The 23,711-nt window shown below is 32.1% G+C and carries 22 protein-coding genes and 2 pseudogenes; 11 read left to right on the top strand and 13 right to left on the bottom strand.

The window, feature by feature from the left end:
• The first annotated feature begins 143 nt into the window (after positions 1-143).
• From JOD96_RS07240 to JOD96_RS07230, 3 genes are all read left to right on the top strand, one after another.
• Entirely contained in the window at positions 144-980 is an 837-nt protein-coding gene (locus JOD96_RS07240; protein ID WP_209563605.1) for a sterol desaturase family protein, read from the top strand.
• 110 nt (positions 981-1,090) lie between these two features.
• A complete protein-coding gene (locus JOD96_RS07235) occupies positions 1,091-1,369 on the top strand; it encodes a DUF2805 domain-containing protein (protein ID WP_035684082.1) in 279 nt (92 codons plus the stop codon).
• A 108-nt stretch (positions 1,370-1,477) separates the two neighbouring features.
• A complete protein-coding gene (locus JOD96_RS07230; protein WP_209563604.1) occupies positions 1,478-3,337 on the top strand; it encodes a peptidase M61 in 1,860 nt (619 codons plus the stop codon).
• 161 nt (positions 3,338-3,498) lie between these two features.
• Here JOD96_RS07230 and JOD96_RS07225 read toward each other — a convergent pair whose 3' ends face one another.
• From JOD96_RS07225 to JOD96_RS07200, 6 genes and pseudogenes are all read right to left on the bottom strand, one after another.
• The gene (locus tag JOD96_RS07225) at positions 3,499-3,942 is read right to left on the bottom strand and encodes a hypothetical protein (RefSeq protein ID WP_209563603.1); all 444 of its coding nucleotides are present in this window, start codon (positions 3,940-3,942) and stop codon (positions 3,499-3,501) included.
• 264 nt (positions 3,943-4,206) lie between these two features.
• Positions 4,207-5,667, bottom strand: a pseudogene (locus JOD96_RS07220) (GH92 family glycosyl hydrolase); the annotation flags it as partial.
• Positions 5,668-5,705: 38 nt separating this feature from the next.
• Positions 5,706-6,110 (bottom strand): hypothetical protein, encoded by a 405-nt coding sequence (locus JOD96_RS07215; RefSeq protein WP_209563602.1) that lies wholly within the window; start codon positions 6,108-6,110, stop codon positions 5,706-5,708.
• Between the two features lie 5 nt (positions 6,111-6,115).
• Positions 6,116-6,322, bottom strand: coding sequence for a hypothetical protein (locus tag JOD96_RS07210; protein ID WP_209563601.1), 207 nt, complete (start codon positions 6,320-6,322; stop codon positions 6,116-6,118).
• Between the two features lie 89 nt (positions 6,323-6,411).
• On the bottom strand, positions 6,412-6,687 hold the full coding sequence (locus JOD96_RS07205; RefSeq protein ID WP_209563600.1) for a hypothetical protein: 276 nt from the start codon (positions 6,685-6,687) through the stop codon (positions 6,412-6,414).
• A gap of 56 nt (positions 6,688-6,743) precedes the next feature.
• Complete coding sequence (locus JOD96_RS07200) at positions 6,744-7,016, bottom strand: hypothetical protein (RefSeq protein WP_209563599.1); 273 nt, start codon at positions 7,014-7,016, stop codon at positions 6,744-6,746.
• Between the two features lie 89 nt (positions 7,017-7,105).
• On the opposite strand from JOD96_RS07200, the gene JOD96_RS07195 reads away from it, so the two are divergent.
• Positions 7,106-7,321, top strand: a complete 216-nt coding sequence (locus JOD96_RS07195; protein WP_209563598.1) for a hypothetical protein — start codon at positions 7,106-7,108, stop codon at positions 7,319-7,321.
• Positions 7,322-7,336: 15 nt separating this feature from the next.
• On the opposite strand, the gene JOD96_RS07190 is transcribed toward JOD96_RS07195, so the two are convergent.
• On the bottom strand, positions 7,337-8,308 hold the full coding sequence (locus JOD96_RS07190; protein ID WP_410744173.1) for an IS1595 family transposase: 972 nt from the start codon (positions 8,306-8,308) through the stop codon (positions 7,337-7,339).
• A 396-nt stretch (positions 8,309-8,704) separates the two neighbouring features.
• Here JOD96_RS07190 and JOD96_RS07185 point away from each other — a divergent pair, with 396 nt between their 5' ends.
• Together JOD96_RS07185 and JOD96_RS07180 are read left to right on the top strand one after the other, a co-directional pair.
• Complete coding sequence (locus JOD96_RS07185; protein ID WP_209563596.1) at positions 8,705-9,349, top strand: hypothetical protein; 645 nt, start codon at positions 8,705-8,707, stop codon at positions 9,347-9,349.
• 23 nt (positions 9,350-9,372) lie between these two features.
• Positions 9,373-10,575: a hypothetical protein gene (locus JOD96_RS07180; RefSeq protein ID WP_209563595.1), complete on the top strand. Its 1,203-nt coding sequence runs from the start codon at positions 9,373-9,375 to the stop codon at positions 10,573-10,575.
• 139 nt (positions 10,576-10,714) lie between these two features.
• On the opposite strand, the gene JOD96_RS07175 is transcribed toward JOD96_RS07180, so the two are convergent.
• Positions 10,715-11,614, bottom strand: a complete 900-nt coding sequence (locus JOD96_RS07175) for a hypothetical protein (RefSeq protein WP_209563594.1) — start codon at positions 11,612-11,614, stop codon at positions 10,715-10,717.
• A 191-nt stretch (positions 11,615-11,805) separates the two neighbouring features.
• Between JOD96_RS07175 and JOD96_RS07170 the strand changes: the two genes are divergently transcribed.
• A complete protein-coding gene (locus JOD96_RS07170) occupies positions 11,806-12,087 on the top strand; it encodes a hypothetical protein (protein WP_209563593.1) in 282 nt (93 codons plus the stop codon).
• Here JOD96_RS07170 and JOD96_RS07165 read toward each other — a convergent pair.
• On the bottom strand, positions 12,068-12,256 hold the full coding sequence (locus JOD96_RS07165) for a hypothetical protein (protein ID WP_209563592.1): 189 nt from the start codon (positions 12,254-12,256) through the stop codon (positions 12,068-12,070). The two genes, JOD96_RS07170 and JOD96_RS07165, sit on opposite strands and share 20 nt — an antisense overlap.
• A 776-nt stretch (positions 12,257-13,032) precedes the next feature.
• Positions 13,033-13,908: pseudogene (locus JOD96_RS07160) on the bottom strand (glycoside hydrolase family 92 protein); the annotation flags it as partial.
• Between the two features lie 104 nt (positions 13,909-14,012).
• Here JOD96_RS07160 and JOD96_RS07155 point away from each other — a divergent pair.
• On the top strand, positions 14,013-14,636 hold the full coding sequence (locus JOD96_RS07155) for a M949_RS01915 family surface polysaccharide biosynthesis protein (protein WP_209563591.1): 624 nt from the start codon (positions 14,013-14,015) through the stop codon (positions 14,634-14,636).
• A 219-nt stretch (positions 14,637-14,855) separates the two neighbouring features.
• Here JOD96_RS07155 and JOD96_RS07150 read toward each other — a convergent pair whose 3' ends face one another.
• The 3 genes from JOD96_RS07150 to JOD96_RS07140 all read right to left on the bottom strand — a co-directional run bounded on the left by JOD96_RS07150 (position 14,856) and on the right by JOD96_RS07140 (position 18,960).
• Positions 14,856-15,212, bottom strand: coding sequence for a hypothetical protein (locus JOD96_RS07150; RefSeq protein ID WP_209563590.1), 357 nt, complete (start codon positions 15,210-15,212; stop codon positions 14,856-14,858).
• 86 nt (positions 15,213-15,298) lie between these two features.
• Positions 15,299-16,477 (bottom strand): AIR synthase related protein, encoded by a 1,179-nt coding sequence (locus tag JOD96_RS07145; protein WP_209563589.1) that lies wholly within the window; start codon positions 16,475-16,477, stop codon positions 15,299-15,301.
• Positions 16,478-16,770: 293 nt separating this feature from the next.
• Entirely contained in the window at positions 16,771-18,960 is a 2,190-nt protein-coding gene (locus tag JOD96_RS07140) for a glutamine synthetase III (protein ID WP_209563588.1), read from the bottom strand.
• A gap of 427 nt (positions 18,961-19,387) precedes the next feature.
• Between JOD96_RS07140 and JOD96_RS07135 the strand changes: the two genes are divergently transcribed.
• The 3 genes from JOD96_RS07135 (at position 19,388) to JOD96_RS07125 (ending at position 23,701) form a co-directional block, all read left to right on the top strand.
• Positions 19,388-20,404 carry a glutamine synthetase beta-grasp domain-containing protein gene (locus JOD96_RS07135; protein WP_209563587.1) on the top strand — a complete coding sequence of 339 codons (1,017 nt, stop codon included), beginning with the start codon at positions 19,388-19,390 and terminating at the stop codon, positions 20,402-20,404.
• A 343-nt stretch (positions 20,405-20,747) separates the two neighbouring features.
• Positions 20,748-21,716, top strand: a complete 969-nt coding sequence (locus JOD96_RS07130) for a TerC family protein (RefSeq protein ID WP_209563629.1) — start codon at positions 20,748-20,750, stop codon at positions 21,714-21,716.
• A 185-nt stretch (positions 21,717-21,901) separates the two neighbouring features.
• Positions 21,902-23,701, top strand: a complete 1,800-nt coding sequence (locus JOD96_RS07125; RefSeq protein ID WP_209563586.1) for a T9SS type A sorting domain-containing protein — start codon at positions 21,902-21,904, stop codon at positions 23,699-23,701.
• The last annotated feature ends 10 nt before the right edge of the window (positions 23,702-23,711 follow it).

Here is a 23,711-nt window from a genome sequence, read left to right as displayed (position 1 = left end):
TGAAATTAGAATTTTGCTTTTCTCTTTTTTATTTTTTAAGATATTGAGCCTACATACTTATTGTTAAATAATTACACATTTAACATTCTATTTTTATTAGATTCATTAAATTATTTAAATTTGATATAATACATTATTGAATCATGAATGAAATAATTACATATTTTAGTACAATACCTTCTTCTCATCGGAGTCTCATTCTTGTTGGAGGAATAACAATCTTTTGGCTGATTGAAAGTACATTTCCATTATTTAAAATGAAGTACAAAAAATGGAATCATGCGGGAATTAACTTCTTTTTTACCCTTACTACAATAATTGTCAATTTTATTCTGGCTTTTATCTTAATAAAAACTGCCGCATGGACAACTGAAAATCAATTTGGAATTCTAAATTGGCTGCCAAAGATTCCGATATGGTTATATACAATAACAGGTTTGCTTCTACTCGATCTAATTGGTGCTTATCTGGCTCATTTAGTAGAACATAAAGTAAAATTTCTATGGCGATTTCATATTATTCATCATACTGATACCTGGATAGACACAACAAGTGCCAATAGACATCATCCTGGTGAAAGCGTCATACGCTTTACGTTTACAACTCTTGGAGTTTTATTTGTAGGAAGCCCTATGTGGATGGTTTTCCTTTACCAATCTTTATCTGTTATTGCGTCTCAGTTTAATCATGCTAATATTTCTCTTCCGAATAAACTGGATGTCGTTTTGAGCTATTTTATAGTTTCACCCAATATGCATAAAGTTCACCATCATTATGTTTTACCTTATACAGATAGTAATTATGGTAATATTTTTTCTGTTTGGGACCGTCTTTTTGGCACTTTTACATCGCTGCCCAAAGAAGAGTTAATTTATGGCGTAGATACGCATATGCTGCCAGAAGAAAATAATAAATTGAAGAATTTGCTAAATATTCCGTTTCAAAAATCACGATCTGCAAAAAACAATCAAAATCATTAAAAAAAACATCTACGACGTACCAACTAATTATTTTTTTTATTAATATTGATATATAAATTGAAAATCAATCTATTAATCATTAACACCTATTTTGAATTAATTTTCACGAGATGAAAAAGAGTAACCGCAAAGAATTGAATTGGGAACAAACGGAAAAACTTGTTTCTCTGGCTTTAGAAGAAAGAAATCCATTTGAAATTATAAAAAAAGAATTTGGATTGGCAGAAAAAGAAGTATTGGAAATTTTGAAGAAGAAAATGCCACTTGAAAAATTTGAAATGTGGAAAAAGAAAGCTCTTGCAAATAAACCGAAACCAAAACCCGTTAAAATTGATGATTTTGATGAAGATTTGGATGGGAAATATTATATAAAAAATAAATTAGACTAAAATAAGGCTCCTGAAATTCAGGAGTTTTTTTATTTTTATAAGTTTTCTAACAATTCTGTAACTTTTTTATCCTTTACGTGTCATATACGAATAACTAAATATAAACAAATGAAAAAAATAATTTACACTTTAGCACTTGCTGTAACATTCTGGAGCTGTAAAACCGGGACTACTTCCGGAGCTGCAAAAAACAAGACAGTAGACGTTAATATTAATCTTGTTGATGTAAAAGACGATAAAGTTCTGGTAACGGTAACTCCTCCGGCTATCAAAACAGACGAAGTCATTTACAGTATTCCTAAAACTGTACCTGGAACATATTCTACAGATAATTACGGTAAATACTCTGATGATTTTAAGGCGTATGATGCTAAAGGAAATGCATTGACAGTAAAAAGAATTGACGATAATTCATGGTCGATTTCTAATGCTAAAACATTACAAAAAGTAACTTATTTAGTTGGCGATACATTTGATACAGAAAAAGGAACTGGTTTTGGAAATGATGATGTTTTTTCACCAGCAGGTACAAACATCAATGCAGGAGTTAATTTCATGGTAAACACTCATGGTTTTGTAGGTTATTTTCAGGATAAACTAGATGCTCCATACAAAGTTACCATTACACATCCAGAAACACTTTGGGGGGCTACTTCAATGACAGACGAAGATGCCAGCAAAACAAGCGATGTTTTCTCAACACCACGATATGCTGTTCTGGTTGAAAATCCTATTATGTATTCTAAACCGGATTATACAACCTTTAACGTAAACGGAATGGATATTTTGATTGCCGTGTATTCTCCTAACGGAAAATTTACTGCAGAAAGTATTACACCGGAAATGAAAACAATGATGACAGCGCAAAAGAACTTTTTAGGAAAAGTAAATGCGACTAAAAAATATACTGTTTTATTGTATTTATCAAGCATGGCAAAAGATGATGCGCATGGTTTTGGAGCTTTAGAGCATCCAACAGCTACAACAGTTGTTTTACCTGAATCTATGCCAAAAGAAAAATTGGTTGAATCAATGAAAGATGTGGTTTCTCACGAGTTTTTTCACATTGTAACTCCTTTGACTATTCACTCAAAAGAAATTCAGTATTTTGATTACAATGCACCAAAAATGTCTGAGCATTTATGGATGTATGAAGGTGTAACTGAATATTTTGCAAACCTTTTCCAAATTAATCAGGGATTAATTGACGAAGCTGAATTTTACACTCGTATAGCTGATAAAATCGAACAGGCAAAAGGTTTAAACGATACTATGTCGTTTACTGTAATGAGTAAAAATGTATTAGAGCAGCCGTATAAAGACCAGTACTTAAACGTATATCAAAAAGGAGCTTTAATCGGAATGTGTATTGACATTATTATTAGAGAAAAAAGCAATGGAGAAAGAGGAATTCTTGATTTAATGCATAAATTATCCAATGAATATGGTGTTGAAAAACCATTTAATGATAGCGAACTTTTTGCAAAAATTACTGAATTGACTTATCCTGAAGTTGGTGAGTTTTTAAACAAATATGTTGCCGGAACTACTCCAATTCCTTACGATTTCTATTTAGCCAAAGTTGGTGTAACAAAATCTTCTGAGAAAAAACCGGGATCAATTTTCATTAAAGGACAAACTCCTTACATTGGAATCGATAAAGCAACAAAAGTTATAAGTGTTAGACCTGATATGGATTTAAACGTATTCTTTACTAACTTAAATCTTAAAGCCGGGGATGCAATTATTTCCATTAATGACAAAGCATATAACTTAGACAATATTTATGACTTAATTGGAGAAAGCGAAAACTGGAAAGAGAACGATCCAATTACAGTTAAAATAAAACGTTCCGGTACTGAACAAACCATCAAAGGAACTGTGAAATTACCATATGAAGAAACAGAAACTTTTAAAGCTACAGATGCTTCAAAAGAGAAACTTAAAACTGCATGGTTGAAAGGGTAATTTCTTTTGATTAACAACAAAAAAACCGACAATCACTTGTCGGTTTTTTTGCTTTGTCATCCTGAGGAACGAAGGATCACACGAGAAACTCTACAAAGAATATCACCAATCACGCGATCATCTAGTGTGATCCTTCGTTCCTCAGTATGACAAAATTCTGCTTACTTCTTAACCGGGAACTTCCAGTCAAATTCATCTTTATCGTTAATGATTGCTCCAATTTCAAATTTTACAACCTCATCAAATTCGGTTTGCAAAATAAACCAATTGTCTTCGTTGAAATAATTCTCAAAAGTATCAAAAGTTTCCTGAGTGTATTTTGTAATTCCCTTTGCAGTGAAATCTTTCTTTACATCAGCAATTTTTCTTCCGATAAGTTTGAATCCAAAAACTTCTAAATCATTACTTGAAGCTACTAAATAGCCTAATTTTAATTCTTCTTCCTCATAAAATGTTAATCTGATTTTATGTGCGTTATACACAAAAATCACATTATCATCTTCGTCTTTATAATTTTTATCAGGTTTTCCTAAAGCAGCCGTTACATCGTTTTGCTTCATTCCGAAAAGCAATTTATCAATTCCTGATTTTAGATTTATTTTCATATTTATTATTGTTTAAAGTGCAAATTTCGTGAAGTTTTTACAAAGTCTGTTGTTTTTTGTTCTTATTAATTTTTTCCCCACAAATTGCACTAATTTTCTCGAATTTAATTCTGTATTTAGGTGTTGTCAGGCTGAGCGAAGTCGAAGCCCATGTCCAATTGGAGCGCCCTTCGACTCCGCTCAGGGTGACATCGAGAAAACCGATAGGTTTATAGGAGTCGAAGCCTTAGCATCAACAAACCTGACAGGTTTAACTCATCGGATTTAATAATTCTTCTTATTCGGTTTCGAACTCATATAAAAAGTAATCTTTCCTCCACTAATAACATCTGCATGTCTGAGAAAAGGCTTGTCTAATTGTTTTCCATTCAAAATTACTTTACTTACAAACACATTTTTGTCCGATTGATTTACGGTTTCGGCTTCGAATTTCTTACCGTTTTCCAGGTTGAAAACAGCGCTTTTAACTAATGGACTTCCTAATGCATATTCATCTGAGCCCGGCGCAACAGGATAAAACCCTAAACTGCTAAAAATATACCAGGCACTCATTTGTCCGAAATCGTCATTTCCTCCTAAACCGTCTGCTCCGTTTCGGTACATTTTTTTCAAAATCATTCTGATTTTATCTTGCGCTTTCCACGGAGAGTTTGTCCAATTGTACAAATAGACCACATGATGCGAAGGTTCATTTCCGTGAACATAATTCCCTATAATTCCATCTCTGGTGATATCTTCTGTGTTTTCGAAATATCTATCAGGCAAATGCATGTTGAACAATGAATCTAACCGAACATTAAACTTTTCATTTCCTCCCATCATTTTAATCATTTCGGCGGGGTCCTGTGGCACATACAAACTGTAATTCCATGAATTTCCTTCAATAAAACCTTGTCCGTGTGTGTCTAAAGGATCAAATTCTTTCTTAAAAGTTCCGTCGTTTAATTTAGGACGCATAAATCCTGTTTTGGCATCGTAAACGTTTTTATAATTTTTAGATCTTTCTATGAATTCATTATAAATTTCTGTTTTGCCCAATTTCTTTGCAGCCTGAGCAATTGCCCAGTCATCATAAGCATATTCGAGAGTTTTAGAAACCGAAGAACCATTTTTGTCTTCGGGAACATAACCTTTATTCATATAATATTCTAATCCGTCATAATAAGGTACTTTTGCTGTAGTAACACAGGCCTGAAGCGCTTTTTCGGCATCAAAATTAATATTGCCTTTTACAATCGCATCAGCAACAACAGAAACAGAATGATAGCCAATCATACACCAGTTTTCATTGGCATAATGCGACCAGATCGGAAGCATTTTGTGCACGCTCTGATCTGAATGTGCCAGCATAGAACTCACCATATCTGCATTTCGTTTTGGTTGAACAATATTAAACAACGGATGCAAAGCCCTATAAGTATCCCAAAGCGAATAACTGGTGTAGTTTGTAAAGTTCTCTGCTTTATGAACATTCATATCCAAACCTTTATAATTTTTATCTAAATCCATATATTCTGTCGGACCAAGAAATGCGTGATACATTGCGGTATAAAAATTCACTAAATCTTCTTTTTGAATGGTTTCGATCTGAATTTTATTCAACTCAGTATTCCAAATTTCCTGACTTTGTTTTTTTACTTTTTCGAAATCCCAGCCCGGGACTTCTTTTTTCATGTTCTCTAAGGCACCTGCTGAGCTTACTGGAGAAAGAGCCATTTTTATTTTAGGTAAGTATACCCACTTTACACCAGATCTACTTGTTTCTAGTTTTTTGCGGGTGGGGTTAAAAATAGTAATTGATTTTTAAATTGTAGTAAAGCATTATGTTGCGTGTCAATCATATTTTGAAAAGTTGCAATATTACTTTTAGTATAAATTTCATTGTTTTTTAGCTCATTGTAAACTTTATCAGATAAGCCTTTTTCATACTCTTGTTTGTACATATCCAACATTTTCTGAAATGTTATGTTTGGATAGAGTTCGTGATTAGCACCATCGTTATCATCGATATACTTTTGAAGAATAGATTGAACTTCTAAATGTAATTTTTGAGTGGTAATAAAAACAGCTAGTAAATTGTTTCTTTCTTCATCAGGTTTTGAATTGAAAGTTTTTTGATATGTTAACCAAGCTATAAGTAAAGCAGCTACGCCTATAAAGATTTCCATTAGAATTATCCTTTTGAAATTTCTATCATATTTGCAATTTCTTCTGCACTAGTGTTCGTCAGTAATGTCGCCACCTCTTGCCCTGACGTTACTCTAATAACAGTATTTTTTGTGCCGTTCTTACTTGGTAGCTCATTGAACTTAATTATGTAGTCGATGTTTAAGTAAATTATTTGACCACGTAAGTTTGTTATTTTAATAAATCCTTTCATAATTAGTTAGTTTTAAGTTTCTCAAATATAGCAAATAAAAAAGCCTCTAAATTAGTAGAGGCTTAGGAATTATTTTTTAGGCGTATAAATTAAGCTTTTGCAGGCGGAATGTTTGAGTATTCATCTGCATATTTAGTTACATCTTGAATTTTTTGGAGTTCCCACTTAACTTCTTTAAAACCTTGTTCAGTTGAACCATCAAGCTTATCAACTTTAACTTCTAAACTATCTAGTTTATCTTTAATTTCTACAAAGTTTCCATCTAAAGCTGGAGCTAAATCTTTTAGAGTACTTATGATTTTATCTATTTTATACTCTAATTTATCTATTCTTTTTTCTAGATGGGCAATTTTTTCTTCGCTCATAATTGGATTATTTACCTTACAAAGGTATTGTTTTTTATTTGATTTCCAACTATATGTCATTTCTTAAAGTGTCTGGCTTTCAAAAGAGCTTTATTAAATTCTGATAAAGGTTCTTTTTTCCGCCCTTTTTCTATGTCCTCAAAAGTTGCAGTCTGGACTGTCTTTCGTTTTCCGTCGATTAATAACGGTAGTTCTATATTTTCAACCTCTGATAAATCCTCTTGTAAATATATCGCCATATCTTCAAGACTGAAATACCATTGTTTTTCAAATTCTGTCTTGTGTATGCTTTCATCTTGTAAAAGCTTCTCTTTTTCTAGTATTTTCAAATCATTATGTTTAAAGTTTCAAAGTTAGCAATTTATCATTTGTGTTTCTGTAAATAATTTCTTAACTATGTGTTTTAAATCTCATTATTATGAATGCAAAAGATATAAATGATATTAACTTAAGTCTTGCGGTACATGGTTTAAGAATTAAAGCTTTAGAAAGCTGTCTTACAGATGACCAAAGAAAAGTATTTGAAGCCTCTCTTTTAGAGAGTAAGAATGGGCTTCGTAAGCAATTGGAATTAGCTTTAGGTTCAAAGCCTCAGCGGCTTGCTGAAGTGCTAAAGCAACTTGGTATTCAGTAGATTTTTCTTTCATAATTAAGCTGTTAATTGTTTGTATTTTGTTCTGATTTGCGAATTTTTAAGCAAGTAGTTGAATCTTTCAGAGTTTTTTAATTCTCTAAGGTTAAATCTGTATACATGCTCGTCTACATAGTTTTGAATATGTTTTCTTGACCACCAATTGTAAATACCATTGTAGGAACGTTTCATTATTCCCCAAAATCCTTCCATAGAATTACTGTGTATCTCAGGATTATCAAAATTTACATATTGTTTTTTGCCGTGGTCTACTACATGATGGTCGTATGTATTTTCTAATCCTCTATATCCCCACCATTCATCCGAAATTAAAACGCTGTCTTTTATAACAACTGATTTAATAAAGGGTTGGATTGTTTCACTCTTAGTGTTTTTACCAACAATACATTTTACTTTACTGTGAGATAACATAATCTTTTTACCGTCTATTATTTCAGATTCCCCTCTCTGTAAAACTCCTATCACTGGTGTTTTGTCTTTAAAACTTCTACCCTGTGACATTGGAACTTTTTTGTCTTTGTGCCTATTTTTATTTTTCCCGCCGAAAAAAGATTCGTCCGCCTCACAAATACCCTCAAATTTATCATCAATGTCATTTTCTATTCCAAAACATTTTCTGATTCTATGTAGCATAAACCAAGCAGACTTCTGACTAATTTGCAAATCTTTTCCAAGCTGTACTGAACTGATACCTTTTTTATGGTTTGTTACTAAAAAGATAGCCATAAACCATTTAGGTAATTCAATTTTTGTGTTATCAAACATAGAACCTGTCTTTACAGTAAAGTATTTTCCGCTTGTTTTGCATTTGTACTTATTGCCTTTACATTTATAAACTATACTATCCTCGTGAAAAGGACTTACTGGTTTGTTACTCCAATACAAAGCTTCTAAATGTTCTATGCATTTTTCTTCTGTAGAGAATTCTCTCGCAACTTCCAATATTGAATTGAAATCCTTATTAAACATGGGTCTTCGTTTTTCTTTACGCAAATTTAGCAGATTTTTACACTTAAACAAAATTTTAGTGTAACTAAATTCTAGTTTTAACGATTTTTAATTCTTTAAAGACCTGATTACAAATGTACTTCGGGTATTTTTCAATAACAAATGTTTGAAATCTGCTGTAATTTATTACATTTGCGATTGAATTAAAATATTAGCGTTAGCTATTATCATGGTATCGAAATCTGGACAATTTCAAAAGCACCACACGATAATAAGACTATGCTCATGCTACGGCGTGGGCGTAACTTATCATTGGTGCAAGGTTTGTCCAGAACCCCGATTCTTGGTACGGTTACAAACCCACGCTTTTTTGTATAACAACTTCACTTTGGGTTTTAGTGATACAAACTAAACCCTATGAAAAAATTTACTTCTCTTTTACTGTTTTTTCTTTGTTTAAATTCTTTCGCTCAAGATGTCTGGGTAAATTCTTATGCACGTACAGATGGTACAGTTGTACCTTCGCATTACAGAACAAACCGTGACTATACTGTAAACAATAATTTTACAACTGTAGGAAATATCAATCCCTATACTGGAAAAGTCGGAACATTAGCTAGGGATAATGGTTATCCTATCCAATCCTTTACAAATTCAACTCCAATTCAAAATACCTCTTATAACTCAACATACAATAAACCTTCTTATAAAATCAATGTTACAACATCTTTAACTGGCGGTTATGGTGTTCCTACGATTGTAGACCAAGTACTTGAAAATGGAGTATGGAAATCAGTTAAAGAAGAAAAATTTAACGGCTATTTGTATTTCGATAAAAATACAGTATGGTTTAAACGTGGGCAAAATCAATGGTTAGGCAGATCTCAAAATTTTGTAGAATATAATTCGCAATCAAAAGTATATATCTATGAAAGTGAATATGGAATAACTCTTTTAGACGAAGGTCTTAGGTTTGTATTGTTTTACGACGCAATTAATAAAACTAAAAGATACTTATATGTCATTGGCAAATCAAATTCCTCTATTGTACTCTCTAAATAATAATACCTTCTAATTTAAAAACTATGAAAAAATTACTCCATTTGTTTACGTCAATTTTGCTATTTGGCTGTTCCAGTTCTGATGATTCTTCGGCTGAGGGTTCTGAAACAAATAATTCTGAGCTTTCTAAATATATTGTAGAGTGTTCAGGTTATGTAAAGTTTGACTCCAATAATTCTTCTTTTTTAAATTTCTTAATATCCAAAGGGTATGATTTAAATAATGATTCTAAGATTTCATGCGAAGAAGCTTCAAAAATTACTAAACTTGATTTAGGAAATAGTGGTGCTGTAAGCAATCTTGGGGGTATTGAATCGTTCCAAAATTTACAAACAATTACAGGTTACGTTTTACTTCGTGATAGTAATATTAACCCTAATGCCAATATTTTAAATCTTTACAATAATTCTAATCTACAAGAGATAAACTTTAATGTTCGGGCTAAATCCAATGCAATAACCACCATGCAAACTATAATTCTTCCAAAAAGCAGTAAACTTACTAAGTTAGATTGTTCATTAGCTAGAATTAAAAACATTTTGAACTTAAATACTCAGACAAACTTAGAATCAATAGATTTTCAAAACTCTGGAGTAATTGGCGTTATAGATTTATCAGGGAGCACACAACTAAAAACAATTAATTTAAGTAAGAATGCAATAACGGAAATAAAATTTCCAAAAACACCTGTTATATCTTTAAAAGAAATTAATTTAGGAGGAAGTCCAATAGATGGTGTTAATGATAACAATAATAGTTTAACATCTATAAATTTAGAAATGTTACCTAATCTTGAAAGTTTAGCCTTGTCTTATAATAAGCTAACATCTGTAGATATTTCTAAAAACCCAAAATTAACTCTTCTTGATATTACATTCAATAAAATTCTTAAAATTGATTTGACAAATAATAAAGAGATTATACACTTAAAAGTAAGTTCTACTCTTATTTCTCTGTTAAATCTTAAAGAATTGGCAAACCTAAGAAGTCTTTACTGCACTAATACTTTGATTGAAAATATAGACTTATCTAACAACAAACTCATATACTACATTCAGTTAGAGAATAACCAGTTAAAAACTCTGAACTTAAAAAACGGTAGAAATACTTTTATAAATTCAATGTCTGCAACAAAAAACAAGATCAATTGTATAACTGTTGATAATGGATTTACTCCTGATCCTAAAAAATGGGTTAAAGATGCTAACACCAAATATTGTAATTAATTCTGATAATTTAGATCAAACAAACTAGGTATTTCTACGTGTTTTTAATGCTAATGTTTGATAAGGAACTTCTACTTCTTTTTCCATGATATTAAGTATTATAAAGCCATTCCAACTAACGAGTGGCTTTATTTTTAAATTAAAATTCATTCTTATTTATGAATGCCTGCCATTGATAGTATTTCGCTGCCTCGGATTGGTTTTCCATATTACGTAAACAAAGATTTAAATAATCGTCTCTTCCTAATATATTCTTCATGAAATCCTCATCAACCACATCTGCAATTGTATTATTTTGTAAATATTCTGTTGTTGCAGGATACCTTAAAAATGATTCTTTCATACCATTTAAATCTTTCTTATATGCTTCTTTTATATTTTCAATAGTCCCTTCTGTGTAGTGCATATAGTATAAACACTCATCAAAAAAATCTTTCTTTCCATAATTCAGATTTTGGTCATAAAGAAACCATTTATGAAATTTTACAGAAAAAATATCAGATCCCATGTTTAAAGGAAAATTAATTCCCCCACCGTCATTATACAAAGAAATTACATCATTTTTATAATATAAATTCAGAATAAATAATGCAGACATAATATCAAATAGATATTTTAAATTACCAAACTGCAAGGAATTAGCTCTATCATGTTTAAGGTTTTGATACGAATTGTTCCATGTATATGTTGGCTGTCCATGAAATGTACTAGTTTCATTTTTGACAAATGGTTTGAGCTCCTTGATAGTTTGAAAACAATTTGCAGAACTTATCAATGCTACTTTTTGTTCCAACTTCCATAGAGAATTTAAATGTTCTAATGCATCTGTATCATACCTTATCTTTGTTGTTTTTGTTCCTCCGTTTAATTTATATAATTCTTTTGATATGGACTCTATTTCGGCAGACGCTCTTAAAATAAGATCGGAGATTTGAGATGAATAAACATTTAGTTGATTATCATCAATGTGAATTGAATAACTTAAATTAAGAACCCCTGCTTCTAAATTTTTATAAACAGGCCAGTAAATATTTGACATAAAACTTTTGTTGGAATTGACTAAATTTATTATCAAATATACCTTTTATTATTCAAAATGTATAGAGTCTAAATAAGGGTACAAACTGTTTCCAAAAACTGAAAGATTATATTTCATAAAAATAAAACAAGTATTTATACCTAGTTTGGCCTATAATGTTTTTAATATATTTGATTAAAAATCCATACACTATGTCTCTACTATCTTCTAGTCCTGATGAAAGGATTTTCTACTACTCAGAAAAACCTATATCTAAAGATTATCCACATAAGGAATCATTCTATTTTAAAGTGATTGAATGCGACAAAACTAAATTTACAACTAATTCAGTAACTATTTTAAGGATAGCAGGAATAGATAATGGTACTTCTAGTGGGGATTTTCTGAAATATTCACATCCTCACATCCCTAAAAGTATAAAAGATGCAGTAATGGTGTTAGAAACTTTAAGATTTAAGGGCGATACCATCTAGGATACTCTAATTGTTCTTCTTCTGACATTGCTTCCAAAGTTATATTTCTCATATTAGTCACTCTCTCTTTTACTATATAATCAGATATGTTTTTATCTGTGTCTTTTAATGAAATAAGAAATTCGTTCTGTTGTTCTTTTGTTGCTGTTTCAAATTGTTTTAAGTCCATGATATTAAGTATTAAAAAAGCCACTCCGTAATGAAGTGGCTTTGTTGTTAGTGAATAATTATAAAGATAAAAAGTGTACCTATATTGTTAATAACTTTGTTTGAATGTATTAAAATGCGTATTAGTGAGAATAAAGATAAGAACTACCTTTATAAAAATAAAGCTCTCCAATTACAGAAGCTTTAAAAGTTCATTGCTTTTATTGTATAATTAAACTTTCATCGTTATGAAAAACAAAGAGGACTATTGTGAAATAGACCGCGTAGAGAAAGTAACTACGCCAAAGTCCGTCGTGACGAAATTAACTACTATGATTAAAAATATTGCATCTTTTGCGGGATCAATAAAAGTAATAGTAGAATTTATTAACTATATCTTACACTTATAATGTAAGATTTAAAAGAGACTCGGTAGTTCCTACACTATCGGGTTTTCTTTTTTAGTGCTTTTATGGAAAACCATAATTTTGATTGTGGTGACAAATATACAACAAATGACGTAATAATGTCAATAAACATATAGAAATTTTTAATAGTTTTATTAAGTATTAGTATTTTTAATATATTTGAGATGTGTTGTCAAATAGGATGGTTTAATAAAATGAATCATTTTTAAACCCGAAAACCCTATGAGTAAGAACAAACACAGAAACAGAACTATTAGAATTAACCTGAACATCAAGCTACGATTTTTTTGGTTTCTCTTATAGATTAAGTTATAGAGCAAGTAGATATTATTTGCTCTTTTTTAATTTTGGTGTAAAGTGGGTATACTTACCTTATTTTAATTTTCTCACCTTCTTTGGTATCAAAATCAAAAAACAATTTTAGGTTTTGACCCGCCATTTCCGGAAAGTTTTTAGTTTGATCAAATCTTCCCCAAAAACCTCTGTAAACACTTTTTTCCTGTGCTGCCTGTCCGTAGCTTTTTATTGGTTTGCTGAAAGACATAGCAAAATAAACCGTTCTGGTTCTTGCCCAGCCATTGGTCTGGCGATAACCTGTGATTAAAGTATCGTTTTCGACCCGAACAAATGTCCAGACATTCTTTTTGTCATAATTATAAATTCCGGAAGTTAAATCCAGAATAATATGGGCGTCATCTGATTTTGGAAAAGTATATTGATGCATCCCAACTCTGGTTGTTGCCGTCAATTCAGCCTTGATATTATGGTCTTCCAGAAGAACACTGTAATAGGCCGGTTCTGCCTTCTCTGATGAATGTGAGAATGATGATCTGTACCCTGATAAAGGTTTAGAAGCTGTTCCGGGATTTAATTGTAATTTTCCTGTTGTCGGCATAATTAGAAAATCTCCTAAGTCAGAATGCCCGGTTCCGCTGAAATGTGTGTGGCTGAACCCAACAATAGTTTTATCTTCATGCTGATAACCTGCACAGTATTTATAAACTTCGCCATTATATTTCCCGTTTAAACTGTATGCAATTGTATCTGTTTCGGGACTTAACTGAACACTTCCAAAAGGAACTGTTGCACCGGGATAAGTATGTCCCATTTTTGCTGTTCCAATCATTGGATCAACATATTGAATTAGATTTCTAAGTTCGTCAGTCTTTTTCTGTGCATTTATACTAATTGTAAAGGCAAGTAGTAAAATTCCAATCACAAAACGAGAGTCGGTTTTTTGAGGCATATTCATGAAGTTTTTATAATTATTTCGAGTTTAGAAAATTACAATAAATTTAAATTTTAAACTAAATACATTTAAATATCTTTGGATTATAAACTAAACGCCTGATGAAAAAAATATTTTTATTTCTGTTTCTAATAAATTCAATACTTGGTTTTTCTCAAAAAACTGAAAGTTATAGATTAACAAAAGAACAAATAACACAAAGAGAGCTTAATGAAGTTTCGGATTTTCCTATTTATAAGGCTTTTGAATACAGCGATAAAGGCGGAGTTTATGATTTAATTTTTACTGAAAACAAAAAAAGCATCTCAAAAAAAGATACTTTAAATACTAAGATTCAGACAATTTGTGTCATGAATGATCATGGAGGCTTTATTGAAAAATGGAGAATCAATGATTTGCTCGAAGATACTATTCCGAAGGAAACAACTATTTGGTTTTGGACAAAATACTGCAATACCAAAGATCTAGATGGTGATGGTTATATTGATCCCGTAATTGTCTATGGAACCAGAACAGAATATGACGAAATAAGACGTGTAAAAATTATTATTGTTTATAAAAACAAAAAATATGTTATTCGCGCAGTCGAATCTGATTTAGATTATGGAAGAAGTTTTAAAAAGGATCCCACCTGGAATTCACTTCCGCAGAAAATAAAAACCTATGTTGATCAATTGGTCGCTAAAATTAGAAAAGAACAGGGTTTATTATTGAAGGATGGGTAGTTATTAAATTTAAATTCCAAAATTTTAAATTCCAATGGAATAAAATTAAATCGTCTTCTAGGATAATATTGTATGAGAAATTAAAATTAGTTGTTGAACTCCTATTTTTATTCTTTGTGTGCCTCTGTGAAATCTTAGTGCATCTTTGTGTTATAACTTACTTATTTCGCAGAGACTCGCCAAGATTTCACGAAGTTGCGCAAAGTTTAAAATAAAAACCTATTCACTCATTTCATCATAACGCTCAGGAACTTGAGGATCGTAAAGCGGACATTTGAATTCTGCCATTACATCGACTAACTTATTCATTGTTTTTCCTTCGGTTCCGTAACAATCTATTTTTACGCTTTGTGGTGTTGTAATTACCTGAAAAGCACCTTTTCCGTCGTTATTTTTCCAGCTGTTTTCATCGACTCTTTCCCATTTTGAAAAAACAGAATTGATACGATTTAGGATTACTTCAACCGGAAGAATTTCCAGACCTTCAACTTCTTCTTTCTCAACAAGGGATTCGTAAACCTCATGATGGTTTAGGTAAATTTCGTCTAAATATCTCCAAAAAAGTAATTCGTACATAGCCTGCTGTTTTTTAAACACAAATTTCACCAATTTCCACGAATAAATTTGTGAAATTTGTGAAATTTGTGAAATTCGTGTTTGTTCTAATATTCGAATGTTCCGTATTCGCTTGTAATAGTAAGTTTCTTAGCATCGGCCACTTCTACTCTACCAACGATTTGTGCATCAACATTGAATGATTTTGAAATTTCAATTATATCCTGAGCAATATTTTCAGGTACATAAATTTCCATTCTATGACCGCAGTTAAAAACCTGATACATTTCTTTCCAATCGGTTTTTGACTGCTCCTGAATTAGTTTGAACAATGGTGGAACCGGGAATAAATTGTCTTTTATAATATGTAGATTTTGAACGAAATGTAGAATTTTAGTCTGTGCTCCTCCACTACAATGTACCATTCCGTGAATTTCATTTGGAGTATAAGTATCTAAAATTTTCTTGATTATTGGTGCGTACGTTCTTGTTGGAGAAAGTACCAACTGACCCGCATTTATTGGGCTGTTCTCCACTTCATCTGTTAAATTTACCTGACCAGAATAAATCAATTCTTCCGGAACAAGGGCGTCATAACTTTCAGGGTATTTTTTAGCCAGATATTTTCCGAAAACGTCGTGACGTGCAGAAGTTAATCCGTTACTTCCCATTCCGCCATTATAGCTTTTCTCGTAAGTTGCCTGACCAAAAGATGCCAACCCAACAATTACGTCTCCTGCTTTTATATTAGCATTATCTACAACATTGCTGCGTTTCATACGAGCTGTTACGGTAGAATCTACAATAATCGTACGAACAACATCTCCAACATCGGCGGTTTCTCCACCTGTTGAATGAATGGTTACTCCAAAAGATTTTAATTCGTTGATTAATTCTTCTGTTCCGTTAATAATTGCAGAGATTACCTCTGCCGGAATTAGGTTTTTATTTCTTCCGATTGTTGAAGAAAGCAAGATATTATCTGTTGCACCAACACATAATAAATCGTCAATATTCATGATAAGAGCATCCTGAGCAATTCCTTTCCAAACCGAAATATCGCCAGTTTCTTTCCAGTACATATAAGCCAAAGATGATTTTGTACCGGCTCCGTCTGCGTGCATAATTAAGCAATAATCAGCATCCTGAGTTAAATAATCAGGAACAATTTTACAAAATGCCTGAGGAAATAAACCTTTATCGATATTTTTTATGGCGTTGTGTACGTCTTCTTTTGATGCCGAAACACCTCTTTGTGCGTACCTTTTGCTAGAATCTGAACTCATGAAAATTTGTTTGTGTTGATGTGGTGCAAAGATAATCCCTTTTTTTAATTCTTTGAATGATTCCTTATATTGATTGTGAAAAAGTTTTTGCCACGAATTGCACTAATTTTCACTAATTAAAATTATTTTATGGTTTAAGGATTGAGCAGAATTATTTACCACAAATTACACGAATTAGCACAAATTTTTATAAAGCAAAAATCATCCTTAGCGGATGATTTTTGTTCATTATTATTTAGCGAAAAATCCAAAATAGAATTCGTGAAAATTTGTGCAATTCGTGGCAAAAAAAATTATTTAGTAAATAACAGTTCTCTGTATTTAGTCAATGTCCAGCTTTCGTCGTCTACTAATAATTCTAATTTATCACAGTGATTACGAATGTCTTCAAAATAAGGCTTAACTTTATTGCAATACGCTTCTGCCATTTGTTGGGCATCTGTTAATTGATTTGCATTTCTACGTTCGTTGGTCATTGCCAAAACTTTAGAATTGATTCCTTCAATGTGACCTGAGATTTCTTTTATAAGGACAATTTGCTCTTTGGCAATAGTTTCAAACTCCTTACCAAAAATCTCTTTTAATCCCTTTACGTTTTCAATCAAAGTATTTTGATAACGAATAGCTGTCGGAATTACGTGATTTCTTGAAATATCACCCAAAACTCTTCCTTCAATCTGAATTTTCTTAGTATACTCTTCTAATTCAATCTCATAACGTGCTTCGGCTTCGACATGATTAAAAATCCCTAATTCAGCGAATAAGTCTAATGCTTGTTTAGAAACCTTTGCTTTGATAGCTTCGGGAGTAGTTTTAAAATTACTTAACCCTCTTTTTGCAGCTTCTTTTTCCCAGGCGTCGCTGTAACCGTCACCTTCAAAAAGTATTTTTTTAGATTGTTTGATGTATTCTCTTAGGACATTAAAAATAGCATCGTCCTTTTTCATGTCTTTTGAATCAATCAAAGAATCGACTTCTATTTTAAAGTCTTTTAATTGCTTGGCCACAATTGCATTTAGTGTAGTCATTGCATTTGAACAGTTTGCATTTGAACCCACCGCTCTGAACTCAAACTTGTTTCCGGTAAAAGCAAAAGGTGATGTTCTGTTTCGGTCAGTATTATCTAAAAGAACATCCGGAATTTTCCCCACTACATTTAGTTTTAAATCTGTTTTTTCTTCAGGAGATAACTTACCTGTCGTAACACTTTCCAATTCAGACAAAACTTTCGTCAATTGTGCTCCGATAAAAACAGAAATAATTGCCGGGGGCGCTTCGTTTGCTCCTAACCTGTGATCGTTACTTGCTGTTGCAATAGAGGCTCTCAACAAGGTTTCGTAATCGTTTACAGCTTTTATAGTATTGATAAAGAAAGTCAGAAATTGTAAATTACTCATTGGTGTCTTGCTCGGACTTAATAAGTTAACTCCTGTATCTGTTGCCAGTGACCAGTTATTGTGTTTTCCTGAACCGTTTACGCCTTTGAATGGTTTTTCGTGAAATAATACTTTAAAGTCATGACGTTCTGCTACTCTCTGCATTACATCCATTAATAAGGAGTTGTGATCGACTGCAAGATTGGTTTCTTCAAAAATAGGTGCCAGCTCAAACTGATTTGGTGCAACCTCATTATGACGTGTTTTTACCGGAATTCCCAATAACATGCATTCCTGCTCCAAATCTCTCATATAAGTTAAGGCACGAGTTGGAATTGAACCAAAATAATGATCGTCTAATTGTTGTCCTTTTGCAGAAGTATGTCCTAATAAGGTTCTTCCTGTCATCATTAAGTCGGGACGAGAATTAGCCAAAGCTTTATCAATCAGGAAATATTCCTGTTCCCATCCTAGCGTTGCTGTTACTTTTTTTACGTTTTTATCAAAATATCTGCAGACTTCGGTTGCTGCTTCATCCATTGCAGATAAGGCTCTTAACAACGGAATTTTATTATCCAGAGCTTCACCTGTATAAGCAATAAATACTGTCGGAATACATAAAGTTGTACCATATATAAATGCCGGAGAGGTCGGGTCCCAGGCTGTATAACCTCTTGCTTCGAATGTGTTTCTGATTCCGCCATTCGGAAAACTCGATGCATCCGGTTCCTGCTGTACCAATTGTGCTCCGCCAAATTTTTCTACAGGGTCACTTCCATCATAAGAGGTTTCAAAAAAAGCATCGTGCTTTTCTGCAGTTGTCCCCGTAAGTGGCTGAAACCAGTGTGTATAATGCGTTACACCTTTGGCAAGTGCCCATTCCTTCATGCCCATCGCGATATAATCGGCCAGTTTTCTTTCTATTTTAGTCCCGTGCTGAATTGCATCTCTTACTCCTTTAAAAGCATCTGAAGTCAAATATTGCTTCATTGCTTTTTCATTAAACACATTTGCACCAAAAAGGTTAGATTTTCTATCAATTTCTTCAAAATGCACCGGCTTTCTCGTAGAAGCTTCCTTTAAAGCCTGAAAACGTAATGTTGACATGTATATAAGTTTTAAAATTCATATTATTTTTCTATAAAAACAGAGGAACAAATATAAATAATTAAACAGCCCGTTTAGAACTTAAACAGTAAAATTTTATGCGAAGATTTTTCAACAAAAGATGCTTTTTTCAAAGAATATCGAAATTGATTTAAAGAAATATAACATTTTATAGTAATATTCTTGATTAAATAAACAATTTTTCGTAATTCATTGCGTAGTAAATTCAAAATTTACCCCTAATTATTACGAATTTATATTTTTAAGGTATTAAAAAATGATTTTTTAAAAATATACCCCTGTGAAAATTGCGCTTCTCTAAAAAATAATACTTCATTAAACAAAATAGCCCCCTAATTTTTACGGTCAAAAAAATAAATCTATATTTGACCCAGCGAAAAAACAAAAAAAATAAATTTATATTATTATGGCTAAAATTAAGTTAGAGTACATTTGGTTAGATGGATATGAACCAACTCAAAATCTTAGAAGTAAAACTAAAGTTGAAGAACACGAAAATTTCAAAGGAACATTAGAAGAACTTGGAAACTGGTCATTTGATGGTTCATCAACAAAACAAGCTGAAGGTGGTTCTTCTGACTGTCTTTTAGTACCTGTTGCAATTTATCCTGATCCAACTCGTATCAACGGTTGGTTAGTAATGTCAGAGGTTATGTATGCTGACGGAACTCCACACCCTTCTAACGGTAGAGCTACTATTGATGATGATAATGAAGATTTCTGGTTTGGTTTTGAACAAGAATACTTTATCATGGATACTAAAACTTTATTGCCATTAGGTTTCCCTGTTGGAGGTTATCCTGCTCCACAAGGTATGTACTACTGTTCTGTAGGTGGAAAAAACACTCACGGAAGAAAATTAGTAGAAGAACATGCTGACTTATGTATCGCTGCCGGAATTAACTTTGAAGGTATTAACCAAGAGGTTGCCTGCGGACAATGGGAATTCCAATTATTCGCTAAAGGTGCAAAAAAAGCCGGAGACGAAATTTGGGTTGCTCGTTACTTATTAGATCGTTTGACTGAAAAATATGGTTACTATATCGAATACCACCCAAAACCTCTAGGAGATACTGACTGGAATGGTTCTGGAATGCACGCTAACTTTTCTAACGAAGTTTTAAGAACATGTGGAGATCAGGCAACTTACGAAAGAATTTGTGAGGCTTTCCGTCCTGTTACTGCTGAGCATATCGCGGTTTACGGTGCTTACAATGACCAACGTTTGACTGGTAAACACGAAACTGCTTCTATTCACGATTTCTCTTATGGAGTTTCAGACAGAGGATGTTCTATCAGAATTCCTTTAATGACTGTTCAAAAAGGATGGAAAGGATGGTTAGAAGACAGAAGACCAGCTTCAAACGGAGATCCATACAAAATTGCTGCAAGAATTATCAAAACTGTTAAATCAGCGTTGTAATTTAAGCTTAGATTATACCTAAAGAGGCTGCCCAAAAGGCAGCCTCTTTTTTTTTGTCGCACAGTTTGTCATCCAGAGGAATGAGGGAACACACAAGAAACTCCACGAAGAATGCCGCCAATCTTTATCGATCTGCCAGTATGATCCCTCATTCCTCGGAATGACAAGATCATGTGGAAACTTTTACCAAAGCTGAGCCTGCATAACCAAAACCAGACAGCTTTTTAACACCTGTCTGGTATTAACACCTAAATCTTAACTAAAATTGAAAGTAATTTTCTAATAATTAATTTTTAAGTTAAACATCAAAACTTATCTTTGTAAATCATTTAAAAATTATCTTATAATGGTCTGGATTTTATTTTTGGTAGGCGTTGTACTTATTCTTGCTTTAGATTTGGGAGTTTTCAATAAAAACCCGCATATTATTAGTACCAAAGAGGCAAGCAAATGGACTCTGATTTGGGTCACATTGTCATTTTTGTTTTCTGGCGTAATCTACTGGCTTTACACAACAGATTATATTGCCAATCCTGATAAACTGAAACCTGCAGTTGCTTCGATGAAGTTTATTACGGGTTACTTAATAGAGCTTTCATTAAGTGTTGATAATATTTTTGTTATTGCGATTATTTTTGCTTCTTTCAAAATACCTCAAAAATACCAGCACCGTGTTTTATTCTGGGGAATTATTGGTGCTGTGGTTTTTCGCGGCTTAATGATTTTCTTTGGTGTAATGCTGATTAACAGATTTACCTGGACGACTTATCTCTTTGGTGCCTTCTTATTATTTACTGCTATAAAAATGTTATTTACAGGAGAAGAAGAAGATTTTCATCCAAAGGATTCTTTTATATATAAAACTCTGGGAAAAATTATTCCGATTACGTCTGAAATGGATGGGGAGAAATTCTTTATTTCGACAAAAACGGCCAGAAAAGCCGCAACACCTTTATTTGTTGCTTTGATTGTAATTGAAGTGATGGATGTTCTTTTTGCCGTAGATAGTGTTCCTGCTATTCTTGCTATTACATCTGATCCATTTTTGGTATTCAGTTCTAATATCTTTGCTATTCTTGGATTGCGTTCTATGTATTTTTTCCTTGCCAATATGCTGGCAAAATTCAGTTACTTAGAATATAGCTTAGTTGCTATTCTAGCTTTTGTTGGATTAAAAATGTTACTTCACGATTGGATTCACCTACCAGAATGGGCTTCTTTAGGTTTTATTGCAGTCTCACTTTTAGTCGGAATATTGGTTTCTCTAAAGTTTGGAAAAGAGAAAGAACTTACTGATGCCGATTTGGATTAATTTTTAAAAACATATGTTATAACAAAAAAGGAAATCTTTCGATTTCCTTTTTTGTTGTTTTAAACTTCATATTTTTACCTATAATTTACAATTATCATATATCTTTAACTATTAAATTAAAAAATTAGGAATTATCTTATAAAACAAATACTTTTAACGAATTATATAATTCTTAATTTTTTATTATGAGAAACAACTACATTTTTTTGTTTATTTTTTTAATTTTTAGTTCAGCTATGGTTGGACAAAAAGTTACACTTACTCCAACTGTTGTTAATGGGGCAAGTTTTAGTGGTGGTGCAATAAATTTAGCCTCTGTACCAACATCCACAATTTCATTAGCGATAAAAGTCGAAATTCCTACGAATGTTGCGGTTGGAGATAATGGAACTATAAAAATTTTCTTTTCAAAAGGTTTAGCTCTAGGCGGAAATGTCGCTATTGGAGGTGATGGTGGCACATTATATTTTGGAGGTGGCAAAGTGGCAACCAAAAGTTTTGTTATAAACCTAAACTGGACAGATTTTTTAACTTCGGGAGGTTTTATTTATGCCGAATACAAAAGTGGTGTTTCTTATAACAGTTCAAATATTGCTGTTATTAAAAATGCGACTATGACATCAGGAACAACTCTAAACCCTCCTGCAGACGCACCAAACCCTACAAAAATTGTGAATACATTATGCTGTAATCAAACTATTCGATTGGGGGATAAACCTGCTCCAATAACAGGTTCCCAATATTTAAATCCATATAAGGAAGAACCGTATGGAATTAACTCACAATGGGGTGCTGCAAATGGTTCAATTATAAACTTGGACGACGTTAATAGAGTTCTAACTTTAGATTACACTAAAGAATTAAAAAATATTACTGTTTACCGAAAATTAGGATATAGATATGGTGGAGAATTCCCTAATAAGAGTAATGATGTAATTATTACAGTTGTACCAACTCCAATACTTACAAATACTATTTTCCCAAATGATATCCCAATAAATCCTGATGGATACTATGAGCTATCAGGCACAAAGACAATAAATTTAAGTGGATATGTTTCTTTTGTTAATTTAAACATATTACAAGATCCAAATCATACAAATCAAAGAGGAGACAATATCGTTGATGTAGACGGTTACAGATGGGAATATCATGATGACAAATTATACAATAATCCTTGGATTGTCATACCTAATGAAACTACTGGAACAATAGATTTTACCAACCCAAATTCCTTAAATTTAAATGATGAAAATTATTCAATAAGAAGAATAGCTATATATAAAAACATATCAAGAGTCAGTAATATAATAAAAATTGCCATCAAAGGAATACGTAATAATAATACTATTTGCTGCGATCAAATCTTAAAAATATTTTCATCAACCGATTTTGAAAAACCTCAAACAATAGTAGGCTCAACTCCTGCTGTTGATAAAGCAATTTCTGGACAACCAAATTTTTTCATTCAAGAGATTACATATCAATGGCAGAATCAAAGCCGCCCTATTAATGGATCAACTTCAATTTGGTCAAACATTGTTAACGCAACATCAAAAGACTATTTGCCTACCCAGCCTTTAATAGTCAATACTTCAGATAGAGGTAGGGGATTTGAAACTTCATATAATTACAGAAGAATTGCTAAGATTTATTATAAATATTTTACAAATAAATGGATTTATGAAAATGTTTCTAGCTATAGTAATGAAACATTTTTAAATGGTACAAAATATGAACCATATATAAAATTATTCCCAAATCCTTCCACAACAATATTAAATATTGAAACCACTTCAAATATTACAAATTCAAAGATTACAATTTCTAATATTACAGGAGTAATTGTAAATACAAATAATTTCACATTAGAAAACTCAAATTTGATAAGCATAAATGTATCAAATTTAACACCCGGAACATATTTTCTCACAATTGAAAATGATAATTTAGGGATTATCAATAAGATATTTATAAAACAGTAGAGATTATCAT

The organism is Flavobacterium sp. 1355, from assembly GCF_017833415.1.
Lineage (GTDB): Bacteria > Bacteroidota > Bacteroidia > Flavobacteriales > Flavobacteriaceae > Flavobacterium.
The sequence above is the reverse complement of the archived record's forward strand: the minus strand, read 5'-3'. Positions and strand labels throughout refer to the sequence as shown.